At 66.6% G+C, this 15,106-nt stretch carries 13 protein-coding genes; 9 read left to right on the forward strand and 4 right to left on the reverse strand.

Annotated elements, in window-relative coordinates; genetic code table 11:
- The first annotated feature begins 70 nt into the window (after window positions 1-70).
- The gene (locus tag CUJ89_RS06605; protein ID WP_114176652.1) at window positions 71-700 is read left to right on the forward strand and encodes a glutathione S-transferase family protein; all 630 of its coding nucleotides are present in this window, start codon (window positions 71-73) and stop codon (window positions 698-700) included.
- Window positions 701-882: 182 nt separating this feature from the next.
- Window positions 883-1,080, forward strand: a complete 198-nt coding sequence (locus CUJ89_RS06610) for a hypothetical protein (RefSeq protein ID WP_114178508.1) — start codon at window positions 883-885, stop codon at window positions 1,078-1,080.
- A gap of 113 nt (window positions 1,081-1,193) precedes the next feature.
- Here CUJ89_RS06610 and proP read toward each other — a convergent pair whose 3' ends face one another.
- Window positions 1,194-2,681 carry a glycine betaine/L-proline transporter ProP gene (gene proP / locus CUJ89_RS06615; protein WP_114176653.1) on the reverse strand — a complete coding sequence of 496 codons (1,488 nt, stop codon included), beginning with the start codon at window positions 2,679-2,681 and terminating at the stop codon, window positions 1,194-1,196.
- Window positions 2,682-3,223: 542 nt separating this feature from the next.
- Here proP and CUJ89_RS06625 point away from each other — a divergent pair.
- Window positions 3,224-3,556, forward strand: a complete 333-nt coding sequence (locus CUJ89_RS06625; protein ID WP_114176654.1) for a YnfA family protein — start codon at window positions 3,224-3,226, stop codon at window positions 3,554-3,556.
- 27 nt (window positions 3,557-3,583) lie between these two features.
- Here CUJ89_RS06625 and dnaQ read toward each other — a convergent pair whose 3' ends face one another.
- The 3 genes from dnaQ to CUJ89_RS06640 are packed head-to-tail and all read right to left on the reverse strand — an operon-like array spanning window position 3,584 to window position 5,609.
- A complete protein-coding gene (gene dnaQ / locus CUJ89_RS06630; protein WP_114176655.1) occupies window positions 3,584-4,318 on the reverse strand; it encodes a DNA polymerase III subunit epsilon in 735 nt (244 codons plus the stop codon).
- 38 nt (window positions 4,319-4,356) lie between these two features.
- Window positions 4,357-4,800 carry a ribonuclease HI gene (gene rnhA, locus CUJ89_RS06635; protein WP_114176656.1) on the reverse strand — a complete coding sequence of 148 codons (444 nt, stop codon included), beginning with the start codon at window positions 4,798-4,800 and terminating at the stop codon, window positions 4,357-4,359.
- Complete coding sequence (locus CUJ89_RS06640) at window positions 4,797-5,609, reverse strand: class I SAM-dependent methyltransferase (RefSeq protein ID WP_114176657.1); 813 nt, start codon at window positions 5,607-5,609, stop codon at window positions 4,797-4,799. The genes rnhA and CUJ89_RS06640 overlap by 4 nt, the downstream gene beginning before the upstream one ends.
- An 18-nt stretch (window positions 5,610-5,627) precedes the next feature.
- Between CUJ89_RS06640 and gloB the strand changes: the two genes are divergently transcribed.
- The 6 genes from gloB to carB all read left to right on the forward strand — a co-directional run bounded on the left by gloB (window position 5,628) and on the right by carB (window position 15,042).
- Window positions 5,628-6,434: a hydroxyacylglutathione hydrolase gene (gene gloB, locus CUJ89_RS06645; protein WP_114176658.1), complete on the forward strand. Its 807-nt coding sequence runs from the start codon at window positions 5,628-5,630 to the stop codon at window positions 6,432-6,434.
- A 151-nt stretch (window positions 6,435-6,585) separates the two neighbouring features.
- Window positions 6,586-8,145: a transglycosylase SLT domain-containing protein gene (locus CUJ89_RS06650; RefSeq protein ID WP_114178509.1), complete on the forward strand. Its 1,560-nt coding sequence runs from the start codon at window positions 6,586-6,588 to the stop codon at window positions 8,143-8,145.
- Window positions 8,146-8,313: 168 nt separating this feature from the next.
- Window positions 8,314-9,531, forward strand: coding sequence for an MFS transporter (locus CUJ89_RS06655; protein WP_114176659.1), 1,218 nt, complete (start codon window positions 8,314-8,316; stop codon window positions 9,529-9,531).
- Between the two features lie 365 nt (window positions 9,532-9,896).
- Window positions 9,897-11,042, forward strand: coding sequence for a glutamine-hydrolyzing carbamoyl-phosphate synthase small subunit (carA, locus tag CUJ89_RS06665; RefSeq protein WP_114176660.1), 1,146 nt, complete (start codon window positions 9,897-9,899; stop codon window positions 11,040-11,042).
- Between the two features lie 36 nt (window positions 11,043-11,078).
- Window positions 11,079-11,738, forward strand: a complete 660-nt coding sequence (gene leuE, locus CUJ89_RS06670; RefSeq protein WP_114176661.1) for a leucine efflux protein LeuE — start codon at window positions 11,079-11,081, stop codon at window positions 11,736-11,738.
- A 49-nt stretch (window positions 11,739-11,787) separates the two neighbouring features.
- Window positions 11,788-15,042 carry a carbamoyl-phosphate synthase large subunit gene (gene carB / locus CUJ89_RS06675; RefSeq protein ID WP_114176662.1) on the forward strand — a complete coding sequence of 1,085 codons (3,255 nt, stop codon included), beginning with the start codon at window positions 11,788-11,790 and terminating at the stop codon, window positions 15,040-15,042.
- The last annotated feature ends 64 nt before the right edge of the window (window positions 15,043-15,106 follow it).

Raw genomic sequence — 15,106 nt, forward strand, 5'->3', positions numbered from 1 at the left:
GCACGCTAGGCGACGCCGCGCGACGCTGCTACAGTCGTCGGTCCCATTTCCCTTAAGCGGAGCGTTTGCGATGAAGCTGATCGGCATGCTGGATTCCCCGTTCGTGCGCCGTGTCGCCATTTCGGCGAAGCTGCTCGACCTTCCGTTCGAACACGAGTCGATCTCGGTGTTCCGTCATTTCGAGCAGTTCAGGGCGGTCAACCCGGTCGTCAAGGCGCCGACGCTCGTGACCGACGACGGCGCGACGCTGATCGATTCGTCGCTGATCGTCGACTATCTCGATCACCGGGTCGCGCCCGAGCGGCGCCTGTTGCCCGACGCCGCCGATGCGCGGCTGCGCACGCTCGTGCCGGTCGGTTTCGCGCTGGCGGCTGCCGAGAAGACCGTGCAGGTGGTCTACGAGCAGGCGCTGCGTCCGGCCGACAAGCAGCACGCGCCGTGGATCGAGCGCGTGCTGAGCCAGCTCGAGGGCGCGTACGGCGAACTGGAGCCGCTCGTCGCGGCCGCGAATGGCTGGTTCGGCGGCGCGCGCCTGCTGCAGTCGGACGTGACGGTCGCGGTGGCGTGGCGCTTCACGCAGTTCATGGCGGCCGATTATCCGGTGCTCGCGCGGATCGATCCGGCCCGCTATCCGGCGCTCGCCGCGCATTCGGCGCGCGCGGAAGCGCTGCCGGCGTTCGTCGACACGCCGCTCGTCTAGGCCCGGCGGCGGGGTGGCAGGCTGCCCCGCGCCGTTGCCCGCCGCCCGCTCGGCCCCGCCGGGCAAGCCGTGGCCGATTGTTCTCGGCGGCTGACAAGTGACTTCGCATTCGCGCTGTTTATCCGGAAGCGGCCGGTCCCTAGAATCCACTCCATCGAATCACGCATTGCCAGATGGAGCCGATGATGAAAGCCCTGATCGAATCGAGCCTGTACCACCCGTCCGTGTTGTTGCCGCTTGCCGCGCTGACGCAGTTGATGGTCGAGCGCGATTTCAATCTCGGCCAGGTCGGGCTGATCGTCGCCGCACGCGGCGCGCAGGCGGCCGTGTCGCGTTCGCGCGCGCTGATCTTCTGCCGTCACGGCGAAGCGCACGCGTGAAGGCGTCCGCGTCGAACGGATGAACCAAAAAAAGCCCGGCCGGCGCAAGCCGGTCGGGCGGATCGGGTTCGATCAGGCCCCGGCTTCGGCCGGGGCTTTTTCATGGGCGACGCTCAGGCGCGTGCGGTCGACACGGCGACGTACATCTCCGAGTCGTCGTCCTCGCGCAGCTGGCGCACGAGCTGGTGCGCTTCGCGGCGCGTCGCGACGGCCGGCGGCGAGCCTTTGAGCGGCTGGCGCGCGGTTTCGGCGAGCGCGACGACCGACACGATGCCGATCACGGCGGCGCCCATCATGTAGTACGCGGGCATCATCAGGTTGTGTGTCACGTCGACGAGCCACGCGGTCACGAGCGGCGTCGTGCCGCCGAACAGCGACACCGACACGTTGAAGCCGATCGCGAGCGCGCCATAGCGGATCTCGGTCGGGAACAGCGCCGGCAGCGCCGACGGCATCACGCCGGTGAAGCACGACAGCAGCACGCCGAGGATCAGCAGGCCGCCGAACACCGACGCCGTGGTGCCCGCATGGATCAGCATCATCGACGGGATCGACAGTGCGAGCAGGCCGACACAGCCGGCGAGCATCACGGGCTTGCGGCCGACCTTGTCGGACAGGCGGCCCGCGGCGAGCGTCAGCGGCATCATCAGCACCATCACGATCAGCACCAGCACGAGGCTGTGCGATTCGTCGAAGTGCAGCGTCGACGACATGAAGCTCGGCAGGTACGACAGCACCATGTAGTCGGTCACGTTGAAGATCAGCACGAGGCCGACGCACAGCAGCAGCGCACGCCAGTTGCGCATCAGCGTTTCGCGGAAGCGCGCCTTCGGCACGGCCTTGTCCTGCGCTTCGCGCTCTTCGGCCTGGCGCTTGAACGCGGGCGTTTCCTCGAGCTTCATCCGGATGTAGAGACCGATCAGGCCGAGCGGGCCGGCGATCAGGAACGGCACGCGCCAGCCCCACGACAGCAGCGCTTCGTGCGACAGCGACGCGGTGAGCAGCGCGACGACGCCCGCACCCATCACGTAACCGATCAGCGTGCCGAATTCGAGGAAGCTGCCCATGAAGCCGCGGCGCTTGTCGGTCGAGAATTCGGCGATGAAGGTAGCTGCGCCGCCGTATTCGCCGCCGGTCGAGAAACCCTGCACGAGACGCGCGACGAGCAGCAGCACGGGCGCCATGATGCCGATCGACGTGTAGCTGGGGATCAGGCCGATCGCGAACGTGCCGGCGGCCATCATGATCATCGTGGCGGCGAGCACGCGCTGGCGGCCGATGCGGTCGCCGAGCGGGCCGAACACCATGCCGCCGAGCGGGCGCACGAGGAACGCGGCCGCGAACGTGCCGAAGGTCGCGAGCAGCTGCGCGGACGGGCTGCTGGACGGGAAGAACACCTTGCCGAGCGTGACGGCGATGTAGCTGTACACGCCGAAGTCGAACCATTCCATCGCATTGCCGATGGCCATCGCGCTGACGGCGCGCTTGAGCAGGCTCTGGTCGACGACGGTAATGTCGTCCGCGCGGAGCGGGGCTTCGCCGGACGACGAAGCAGGGGAATAAGCAGCGGTCGGGCTGACGTGTGTTGCGGTCAAGGTCATGCACTCCTTTGACTGCGCCGGAACGGGCGGGCCGTCCGACACGGTTTGCCGGCAAGCGCGGTGTCGTGCGCGGCGCGTCGGGGCAGGCCATTAAGCACTTACTGCGCAAGGCGCTGCAAGAGGCTGCAAGGGGCTGCTTCGACGCGGGCCCGATGGGCCGACGCGACAGTGCGCTCATGAAGGATGGGCCGCGTGATGCTGGCGGCAGATGCCGGTGCGGACCGATAGTCCGGCGTTCCGGCAAGCGCCCCTGAGGGGCAACGAAACGAGAAAAGCGGGCCTGTCGGGCGGGCTTTCCTGTGGGTGCAATTTCGGTCGAAGGGCCGGCCCGCAATGGGCGGGCGGACTTCTCTCGAAATCGAATAGACAGAGATTGAATGTTGAAACAGGCGACATGATAGCACGATGACGGATGATCGTGCAAATTGCCGGGAGGCGCCCGGCTGGCGGGGCGTCCGGCGGGGCCTGCTCGGGTATGATCGGCGGCGCGCGGCGGGGCCGTGCAGCTCCCGGTAACGGGGGCCGAATTCGCGAGGAACCGGATGACCGAACTGATGAGGGTCGCGGCGCTGTTTGCCGCCACCGCGCTGGCCGAAATCGTCGGCTGTTACCTGCCGTGGCTCGTGCTGAAGGCCGGGCGCCCGGCCTGGCTGCTGGTGCCGGCCGCGCTGTCGCTCGCGTTGTTCGCGTGGCTGCTGACGCTGCATCCGAGCGCGGCGGGGCGCACCTATGCCGCGTACGGCGGCGTATATATCGCGGTTGCGCTGATCTGGCTGCGGATGGTCGACGGCGTCGCGCTGACCCGCTGGGACGTGGCGGGCGCGGCGCTCGCGCTCGGCGGGATGGCGGTCATCGCGCTGCAGCCGCGCGCGTGAGCGCGGTTGCAGCGCGTGCCGCGTGCGTCAGGCCGTTTCCGCGGCGCCCGCGTCGGCCGACTGGCGCCACACGCATGCGCCCTTGACCGATTTGTCGAGTTCGTCGAGCTGCGTCTGGTGCGCGGCGAGTTCGTCGTCGCTCGCGGCCACCACGGGCAGGTCGAGCGCGGCGAGCGACACGCGCTGGCCGTTCGCCGCGCCGCCGTGGGCGCCCGCGTCGTCGAGCATGTCGATCACGAGGCTGTCCTGGCCGCGCGTCATCGCGAGATACACCTCGGCGAGCAGCTCCGAGTCGAGCAGTGCGCCGTGCAGCGTGCGGTGCGCATTGCTGATGCCGAAGCGGTCGCACAGCGCGTCGAGCGAGTTGCGCTTGCCCGGGAACATCTGCTTGGCCTGCACGAGCGTGTCGATCACGCCGCCGCACTGTTCGGTGAACGGCGGCAGGCCGAGCCGCGCGAATTCGGCGTCGAGAAAGCCAAGGTCGAACGGCGCGTTGTGGATAATCAGCTCGGCGTCCTTCACGAAGTCGCGGATCTGGTCGGCGACTTCCGCGAATTTCGGCTTGTCGCTGAGGAATTCGGTCGTGAGGCCGTGCACCGCCAGCGCGCCCGGATCGCTGTCGCGCTCGGGGTTCACGTAGAAGTGCAGGTTGTTGCCGGTGAGCCGGCGGTTCAGCAGCTCGACGCAGCCGATTTCGATGAGGCGGTCGCCCGTGCGGGCGTTCAGGCCGGTGGTTTCGGTATCGAGAATGATCTGGCGCATGTCGGGAAAAACGAAGGAAACAGGGGGGTGGCCGGCGTTCAGGCCGTGAGCGATTCGACGCCGCGATTCGCGAGCGCGTCCGCGCGCTCGTTTTCGGGATGGCCCGCGTGGCCCTTGACCCAGCGCCACTCGACCTCGTGCTGCGCGACGAGCGCGTCGAGCCGCTTCCAGAGATCGGCGTTCTTCACGGGCGTCTTTGCCGCGGTGATCCAGCCTTTCTTCTTCCAGCCGTGGATCCACTCGCTGATGCCTTTCTGCACGTATTGCGAGTCGGTATGCACGATCACCTGGCACGGCCGCTTCAGCGCTTCGAGCGCGGCGATCACGCCCATCAGCTCCATGCGGTTGTTGGTCGTGTTGGGCTCGCCGCCGAACAGCTCCTTTTCCTGGTCGCCGTAGCGCATCAGTGCGCCCCAGCCGCCGGGGCCGGGGTTGCCCTTGCAGGCGCCGTCGGTATAGATGTCGATGGTATCGGTTGTCATGAATGTTCTTGGTGGGTAGTCGGGGAGGCCGCCGGCGTCAGGCCCGGCGCGAGCACGGGCTTCTTCATCTTGATCCGGCCGACGAGGCGCATGCCGCTCACGCGCTTGATGGCCGTCACCATGTAGACGGCGCCGAAGATCGGCCACCAGCGGTCGCCCGCGGCTTCCATGAAGCCATAGCGGGCCAGCCACTTGTCGGTGACGAGCGGCGGCCGGTAGCAGCCGAAACGGCCGCGTTCGAGGTCGAAGCCGAGCAGCTTGATCCAGTCCTTGAGCCGGATGAACGCGATCTGGTCGCGCGTGGCCGGCACGAACGGGCGGTTTGCCATGCGCCCGAACGATTGCCGCATGCCCCACAGGCTGAGCGAATTGAAGCCGGTGATCACGAGCTGGCCTTCCGGCATCAGCACGCGCTCGGCCTCGCGCAGCAGGCGGTGCGGGTCGGACGTGAATTCGAGCGTGTGCGGCATCACGATCAGGTCGACGCTCTGCGACTCGAACGGCAGGTCGAGCAGGTCGCACCAGGTCGTGCTGCGATTGTCGGGCGCGTGCTCCGGCGCGCGCGCTTCGCGCGCCCACGGATACTGGTACGGCGCGCTCGCGCCGCTCGCCGGATCGAGCACGAGGCCGCGATACGGCATGCGGTTCTCGCGCAGCGCGTCGAGCTGCGGCAGGCCGAGCTGCAGCGCGTGGAATCCGAACACATCGGACACGATCCGGTCGAGCTGCGCCTGCTCCCAGTCCAGCACGTAGCGGCCGGGAGGCGAGTCGGTCCAGGCGGGCCAGTCTATAATTTGTCGATCAGACATAACGATGATTGCGCGCCCATGAACGAGCTGGAATACGTGCCGGTGCCGGCATTCGAAGACAACTATATCTGGCTCGTCTCGGACGGCCGCGATGCGATCGCCGTCGATCCGGGTGAAGCCGCCCCCGTGCGCCGGGTTCTTGCCGAACGAGGCTGGCGGTTGACCGCTATTTTACTCACGCACCACCACGCCGACCACGTCGGCGGTGTCGAGGCGCTGCGCGCTAGCCAACCGGCCGATGTTCCGCTCACCGTTTACGGCCCCGCGGCCGAGGCAATCGGCGTGGTCACGCGGCCGCTCGCGGGCGGCGATCGCGTGACGCTCGACGCGCCGGCCGTCGCGTTCGACGTGCTCGACGTGCCGGGTCATACGCGCGGCCATATCGCCTATTTCCAGGCGGCCGGGCAAGGTGCCGCGACGCCGCACGTGTTCTGCGGCGACACGCTGTTCTCGTGCGGCTGCGGTCGCCTGTTCGAAGGCACGCCCGCGCAGATGCTCGCGTCGCTCGACGCGCTCGCGGCCCTGCCGGGCGACACGCGTGTGCATTGCGCACACGAATACACGCTGTCGAACATCCGCTTCGCGCTCGCGTGCGAGCCCGGCAATGCGGCGCTCGCCGCGTGGCGCGACGACGCGCAGGCGCTGCGTGCGCGCGGCGTGCCGACGCTGCCGACGACGATCGCGCACGAGCGCGCGGTGAACCCGTTCATGCGCGCGGACAGCGACGCGATCCGTGCGACGCTCGAGGCCGAGCTTCACGAAACGGTGCCCGATCGTCTGGCGGCGTTTACGTTGATGCGCGAGTGGAAAAACCGGTTCCGATGATGATTTTCGGAGGACTCCAAAGCTCAAGCGGTGTCTGTAAAAATTGCTCCAAATGTAGGATTTCGCTGAGTTTTCGGTGTTTTTATTGACGTGAAGCACGCACTTCCGTAGTATCGCCTGCAATTTGCAGCCGTCGGAAGCCGAGATTTTCATGCGACTTATATTGAGTGCGATGGTGGTGCTGCTACTCGCCGCTTGTGCGAGCCAGCCCCCTGTTGCCAACAACGCCGCCGATTCGCAGGCGACGTCCAACTACCTTCGTAAATCAGCCACCGCCAAAGAAACTGTCGACGTCGACAAGCAATCCGTCGGCGACCTGACCAGTGCAGACTCCGATCTTTGGGGGCGCATCCGTCGCGGTTTCCAGATGCCCGACCTGCAGAGCGACCTCGTCGACATGCAGACGACCTGGTACACGCAGCGTCCCGATTACGTGCAGCGCATGACCGAGCGCTCGCAGAAGTATCTGTATCACATCGTCGAGGAGCTCGAGGCGCGCCACATGCCGACCGAGCTCGCGCTGCTGCCGTTCATCGAGTCCGCGTACAACCCGCAGGCGCTGTCGGTCGCGAAGGCGGCCGGCATGTGGCAGTTCATGCCCGGCACGGGCCGCACGTACAACCTGAAGCGCAACATGTGGCAGGACGAGCGCCGCGACGTGCTCGCGTCGACGAGCGCCGCGCTCGACTACCTGTCGCGCCTGCATGACATGTTCGGCGACTGGTACCTTGCGCTGGCCGCGTACAACTGGGGCGAGGGCAACGTGCAGCGCGCGATCGCGCGCAACCAGGCGGCCGGTCTGCCGACCGACTACCAGAGCCTGCGGATGCCGAACGAGACCCGCAACTATGTGCCGAAGCTGCAGGCGGTGAAGAACATCATCGCGAGCCCGCAGCAGTATGGCCTGACGTTGCCGGACATCCCGAACCACCCGTATTTCGTGACGGTCACGACATCGCGCGACATGGACGTGGCGGTCGCCGCGAAGCTCGCGAACCTGTCGCTCGACGAGTTCCGCTCGCTGAACCCGTCGTTCTCGAAGCCGGTGATCCTCGGCGCGACCGAGCCGCAGATCCTGCTGCCGTTCGACAACGCGTCGGCGTTCGAGAAGAACCTGAAGGCATACAACGGCCAGCTGTCGTCGTGGACCACCTATACGGTCAGCGAGCGTGCGCGGCCGGCCGCGATCGCCGAGAAGATCGGCGTGGATGCCGATACGCTGATGTCGATCAACAAGATTCCGGCCGGCATGCGCCTGAAGCCGGGCTCGACGATCGTCGTGCCGCGCGGCGATGACGACGACGAGGACATCAGTGCCGACGTCGCCGAAAACGGCGCGCTCGCGATGGAACCCGACGTGCCCGACACGCGCAAGATGCTGATCCGCGTGCGCCGCAAGCAGTCGATGGCGGCAATCGCCGGCCGCTACGGCGTGTCGGTCGGCCAGCTCAAGGCGTGGAACCGTACGCACCGCGATCTCGTGATGCCGGGCCAGGCGCTCGTGCTGCACGTGCCGGTCGGTCGTTCGGTGCCGGCCGAGCCGGGTCCGGAGCGGATCGCGACATCGGGTGGCGGCGCGCACATCGAACGCGCGAGCCTGTCGGTGGGTGGCAAGTCCCACGGCGCGAAGCGCGGCGCCGCCAAGCCGGCGGCCAAATCGGCGAAGGCTGCACCCGCCAAGGCCGCTGCGCACAAGAGCAAGAAGAAGTAACGCGGTTCGAAGCGCATCGTGCGGCCGGTCCGGGCCGTGCGATTGCGCTATCATCCGACGAAATGCGAAGAAACGCCGTCACCGAGGTGACGGCGTTTTCGTTTGTGCGCGGCGCGAGGGCGCTGCTTCGAGGGTCTTCAAAGCGTCTTCATATAACAAGGGGAAGCGATGTCGTCGGTGCAGGTGAGGGTGCTCGCGCTGTTTTCGATCGGGTATTTCGTGTCGTACGTGTTTCGCGGCGTCAATCTGGGCTTCGCGCCGTTCGTCACGCATGAGCTCGGGCTGTCGGCCGCCGATCTCGGCCTGCTCACCAGTCTCTATTTCCTGGGCTTCGCGGGTGCGCAGATCCCGGCCGGCGTGATGCTCGACCACTTTGGCCCGCGCCGCGTGACGGCCGGCATGCTGCTGTTCGCGGCGGCCGGTGCGGCCGTGTTCGGCGCCGCGCACGGCATCGGCACGATGATGGTCGGCCGGCTGCTGATCGGCGTTGGCGTGTCGGTGTGTCTCGGTGCGGCGTTCAAGGCGCTCGCGCAGCATTTCCCGGTCGGCCGGCTGCCGCTCGTCAACGGCCTCGTGATGGCAGTCGGCGGCCTCGGCGGCGTCATGGTCGGTTCGCCGCTGACCTGGCTGCTCGGCTGGACGAGCTGGCGCGCGATCTGTTTCGGCCTCGCGGTGCTGACGGTGATCGTCGCGGCCTCGATCGGCGTCGGCGCACCCGAAGCGAAGCAGGTACGCCACCAGGGCGGGCTCGTCAGCCAGTTCAAGGGCACGTGGCACATCCTCAGCAGTCGCGCGTTCTGGAAGATCTCGTCGTTCTCCGTCGTCACGCAGGGCGTGTTCTACGCGATGCAGTCGCTGTGGGTCGGGCCATACCTGCGCGATGTCGCGGGGTTCGATGCGCCGCATGCCGCGCGCCTCGTGTCGGTGCTCGGCTTCGCGATGATGGCCGGCTGCGTCGGCTTCGGCGCCGCGGCGCGCGTGCTCGAGCGGCGCGGCGTGTCCGTCTATGCGTTCTGCGGCGTCGGCATGGCGCTGTTCGTCGCGACGCAGGCCGCGATCGTCGCGCGCGTGCCGTTGCCGCCGGCCGTGCTGTGGGCCGCATACGGGATGTTCGGCGGCGTCGGCATCCTGACCTACGCGGTGATGGCCGGGCATTTTCCCGCCCACCTGATCGGCCGCGCGAACACGACGCTCACGCTCGTGATCTTCCTGCTGATCTTTGCGTTCCAGATCGGCGTCGGCGCGGTGCTGTCGCACTGGCCCGCGGTCGACGGCCGTTATCCGGCCGCCGCGCACCTCACCGCATGGGGCGTGCTGCTCGCGCTGCAGCTCGCGAGCGCGGTCTGGTACGTATGGCCCGCGCGCGGTGCTGGCCAAGCGCACTGATCCGGCGGTACGCTGGCAGGTAGGGCGGCCGCGGAAACGGGGCCGCAGCACGTTGCGCTGCGCCGCCGAGCACGGCGCACGCATGATCAGACGGCCATATCCGTTGAAGATAGGGCCATTTTCAGGCTATAATTTGAAAGTTTGTGCTGATCAACCTCGCACCCTAGCGCCTACCTCATTCATCCCGTTCATCCGCCGCACGCCGCCTGCCGGGCGATGCCGCGAAGCCTCGTGCGCCACGCGCCGGGTTCGCGTCTCGACAACGCAGGCCGCGTCCAGCTAGCGACTACGCGCGCCCACGCAGCGCGACGCTCGCGCGGCAGGGTAAACAGGTCGGCAACAGGGTGTTCCCCAAGGAGCCTCCCGTGTTGCCGTCTTTTTCTCCCGCCTTGCTTGCACTCGCCGACGGCACGGTCTTTCGTGGTTATTCGATCGGGGCCGAAGGGCACACGATCGGCGAAGTCGTGTTCAATACCGCGATCACCGGCTATCAGGAAATCCTGACTGACCCGAGCTACGCGCGCCAGATCGTTACGCTCACCTACCCGCATATCGGCAACGTCGGCGTCAACGCCGAAGATGTCGAAGCCACGAAAGTCCATGCCGCCGGCCTGATCATCCGTGATCTGCCCACGCTCGCATCGAATTTCCGCATGGACCGCACGCTCGGCGATTACCTGCGCGACGAAGGCGTCGTCGCGATCTCCGGCATCGATACCCGCAAGCTGACCCGCATCCTGCGCGACAAGGGCGCGCAGAGCGGCTGCATCCTGGCCGGTTCGGATGACGAGGCGAAGGCGATCGAGCTCGCGCGCTCGTTCCAGGGCCTCGCGGGCATGGATCTCGCGAAGGTCGTGTCGACCACCAAGCCGTTCGAGTGGAAGCAGACCGAATGGCGCCTCGAAGGCGGCTACGGCATGCAGGAAGCGCCGAAGTACCGCGTCGTCGCCTACGATTTCGGTGTCAAGTACAACATCCTGCGCATGCTCGCGGAGCGCGGCTGCCACGTGACCGTGCTGCCCGCACAGGCGAGCGCGGCCGATGCGCTCGCGCTGAATCCGGACGGCATCTTCCTGTCGAACGGCCCCGGCGATCCGGAACCGTGCGATTACGCGATCGCGGCCACGAAGGCATTCATCGAGCGCGGCGTGCCGACCTTCGGTATTTGCCTCGGCCACCAGATCATGGGCCTCGCGGTCGGCGCGAAAACGCTGAAGATGAAGACGGGTCACCACGGCGCGAACCACCCGGTGAAGGATCTCGGCAACGGCCGTGTCGTGATCACGTCGCAGAACCACGGCTTCGCGGTCGACGCGGATTCGCTGCCGGCCAACGCGCGCGTGACGCACGTGTCGCTGTTCGACGGCACGCTGCAGGGCTTCGAGCTTACCGACAAGCCGGCCTTCTGCTTCCAGGGCCACCCGGAAGCTTCGCCGGGCCCGCACGACATCGGCTATCTGTTCGACCGTTTCACCGCGCTGATGGACGCGGCGAAGCAGCGCAACGCTTAACCTACTGACGCAACCGAAGGACGGGAGATTCGCATCATGTTCGGCCACGCACTCGGCATCACGGATATCTGGACCTATGTGTTCGGCGTGATCTTCATCATCCTGCTGCCGGGGCCGAACTCGATGTACGTGCTGTCGCTCGCGGCGCAGCGCGGCGTGAAGGCCGGCTATCGCGCGGCCTGCGGCGTGTTCCTCGGCGATACGGTGCTGATGGTGCTGTCCGCCGCGGGCGTCGCGTCGCTGCTGAAGACGAATCCGCTGCTGTTCTCGGTCGTCAAGTACGGCGGCGCTGCGTATCTGCTCTACATCGGCACCGGCATGCTGCGCAGCGCGTGGCAAAAGCTGCGCGCGCCGGCCAATACGCCGGCCGACGCGCCGCGCGCGGTCGACGGCGAGCGGCCGTTCCGCAAGGCGCTGATCGTGAGCCTGCTGAACCCGAAGGCGATCCTGTTCTTCATCTCGTTCTTCATCCAGTTCGTCGACCCGGCATTCCCGCATCCCGCGCTGCCGTTCTTCGTGCTCGGGGCGATCGCGCAAGGCGCGAGCTTCCTGTACCTGAGCACGCTGATCTTCGCGGGTGCGCGGCTCGCCGAGCACTTCCGCCGCCGCCGCAAGCTTGCGGCAGGCGCGGCGAGCAGCGTGGGCGGCCTGTTCATCGGTTTCTCGGTGAAGCTCGCGCTCGCCACCATGAGTTGAGCGCAGCCGGCCGACCCACGACAACGATTACTTATTGAATTCACAAGCCATGCCAAAACGCACAGACATCAAAAGCATCCTCATCATCGGCGCCGGCCCGATCATCATCGGCCAGGCGTGCGAGTTCGACTATTCGGGCGCGCAGGCTTGCAAGGCGTTGCGTGAGGAGGGCTACAAGGTCGTTCTCGTCAACAGCAACCCGGCGACGATCATGACCGACCCGAACACGGCCGATGTGACCTACATCGAGCCGATCACGTGGGAAGTCGTCGCGCGCATCATCGAGAAGGAACGCCCGGACGCGATCCTGCCGACGATGGGTGGCCAGACCGCGCTGAACTGCGCGCTCGACCTGCACCACCACGGCGTGCTCGAGAAGTTCGGCGTCGAACTGATCGGCGCATCGCCGGAAGCGATCGACAAGGCGGAGGACCGCCAGAAGTTCAAGGACGCGATGACCAAGATCGGTCTCGGTTCCGCGAAGTCGGGCATCGCGCACTCGATGGAAGAAGCGACCAAGGTGCACGCCGAGATCATGGCGATCACCGGCGGCAGCGGCTACCCGATCGTAATCCGTCCGTCGTTCACGCTCGGCGGCTCGGGCGGCGGCATCGCGTACAACCGCGAAGAGTTCGAGGAGATCTGCAAGCGCGGTCTCGACCTGTCGCCCACGCGCGAACTGCTGATCGAGGAATCGCTGCTCGGCTGGAAGGAATACGAGATGGAAGTCGTGCGCGACCGCGCCGACAACTGCATCATCGTGTGCTCGATCGAGAACCTCGACCCGATGGGCGTGCACACCGGCGATTCGATCACGGTCGCGCCGGCACAGACGCTCACCGACAAGGAATACCAGATCCTGCGCAACGCATCGCTCGCGGTGCTGCGCGAGATCGGCGTCGATACCGGCGGCTCGAACGTGCAGTTCTCGATCAACCCGAAGGACGGCCGCATGGTCGTCATCGAGATGAACCCGCGCGTGTCGCGTTCGTCGGCGCTCGCATCGAAGGCGACCGGCTTCCCGATCGCGAAGGTCGCCGCGAAGCTGGCGGTCGGCTACACGCTCGACGAGCTGAAGAACGAAATCACCGGCGGCCAGACGCCGGCATCGTTCGAGCCGACGATCGACTACGTCGTCACGAAGATCCCGCGCTTCGCGTTCGAGAAGTTTCGTGAAGCCGATTCGCGCCTGACGACGCAGATGAAGTCGGTCGGCGAAGTGATGGCGATCGGCCGCACGTTCCAGGAATCGTTCCAGAAGGCGCTGCGCGGCCTCGAAGTCGGCGTCGACGGTCTCGACGAGAAGTCGACCAATCGCGACGAGATCGCGATCGAGATCCACGAGCCGGGCCCGGACCGCATCTGGTATGTCGGCGACGCATTCCGCATCGGCATGACGGCCGAGGAAATCTTCGCGGAAACCGCGATCGACCCGTGGTTCCTCGAGCAGATCGAGCAGATCATCCTGAAGGAAAAGGCGCTCGCTGGCCGCACGCTCGCGTCGATCACGTTCGACGAGCTGCGCTACCTGAAGCAGAGCGGTTTCTCCGACCGCCGCCTTGCGAAGCTGCTCGGCGCGACGCAGGAAGACGTGCGCAAGCGTCGCGTCGAACTGAACGTGCGCCCGGTCTACAAGCGTGTCGACACCTGCGCGGCCGAGTTCGCGACGAAGACGGCGTACATGTACTCGACCTACGAGGAAGAGTGCGAGGCGCAGCCGACCACGAACAAGAAGATCATGGTGCTGGGCGGTGGCCCGAACCGGATCGGCCAGGGCATCGAGTTCGACTACTGCTGCGTGCACGCGGCGCTCGCGATGCGCGAGGACGGCTACGAAACGATCATGGTCAACTGCAACCCGGAAACGGTGTCGACCGACTATGACACGTCCGACCGCCTGTACTTCGAGCCGCTGACGCTCGAAGACGTGCTCGAGATCGTCGACAAGGAAAAGCCGGTCGGCGTGATCGTCCAGTACGGCGGCCAGACGCCGCTGAAGCTCGCACTCGACCTCGAGGCGCACGGCGTGCCGATCGTCGGCACGTCGCCGGACATGATCGACGCGGCCGAAGACCGCGAACGCTTCCAGAAGCTGCTGCAGGACCTCGGCCTGCGCCAGCCGCCGAACCGCACCGCGCGCGCCGAAGACGAAGCGCTCAAGCTCGCCGAGGAAATCGGCTACCCGCTGGTCGTGCGCCCGTCGTACGTGCTGGGCGGCCGCGCGATGGAAATCGTCCACGAGCCGCGCGACCTCGAACGCTACATGCGCGAGGCCGTGAAGGTGTCGAACGATTCGCCGGTGCTGCTCGACCGCTTCCTGAACGATGCGATCGAGTGCGACGTCGACTGCATCTGCGACGGCGAAGCCGTGTTCATCGGCGGCGTGATGGAGCACATCGAGCAGGCGGGCGTCCACTCGGGCGACTCGGCATGCTCGCTGCCGCCGTACTCGCTGTCGAAGGAAACCGTTGCCGAACTGAAGCGCCAGACGGGCGCGATGGCGAAGGCGCTGAACGTGGTCGGCCTGATGAACGTGCAGTTCGCGATCCAGCAGGTGCCGCAGGCGGACGGCTCGAAGGAAGACATCATCTACGTGCTCGAAGTGAACCCGCGCGCATCGCGCACGGTGCCGTACGTGTCGAAGGCGACCAGCCTGCCGCTCGCGAAGATCGCGGCGCGTGCGATGGTCGGCCAGAAGCTCGCGCAGCAGGGCGTGACGAAGGAAGTCGTGCCGCCGTACTTCAGCGTGAAGGAAGCCGTGTTCCCGTTCGTGAAATTCCCGACCGTCGATCCGGTCCTCGGGCCTGAAATGCGTTCGACCGGCGAAGTGATGGGGGTCGGCCAGACGTTCGGCGAAGCGCTGTTCAAGTCGCAGCTCGCGGCCGGTTCGCGCCTGCCGGAGTCGGGCACGGTGCTGCTGACCGTGATGGACGCCGACAAGCCGAAGGCGGTCGAAGTCGCGCGCATGCTGCACGACCTCGGCTACCCGATCGTCGCGACGAAGGGCACGGCTGCCGCGATCGAAGCGGCCGGCGTGCCGGTGAAGGTCGTGAACAAGGTGAAGGACGGCCGTCCGCACATCGTCGACATGATCAAGAACGGCGAGATCGCACTCGTGTTCACGACGGTCGACGAGACGCGCCAGGCGATCGCCGATTCGCGTTCGATCCGCATGAGCGCGCAGGCGCACAAGGTCACGTACTACACGACGATGTCGGGCGCGCGCGCGGCCGTCGAAGGCTTGCGCTACCTGAAGGATCTGGAAGTCTATGATTTACAAGGTCTTCACGCTCGCCTAAACTAAGCAGTCAGTTACCTGTCGAAGCAACACGTGCCGCGATTAGGCGGTGTTTCCAGTTCACCGGAAA

The organism is Burkholderia pyrrocinia, from assembly GCF_003330765.1.
GTDB classification, from domain to species: domain Bacteria; phylum Pseudomonadota; class Gammaproteobacteria; order Burkholderiales; family Burkholderiaceae; genus Burkholderia; species Burkholderia pyrrocinia_B.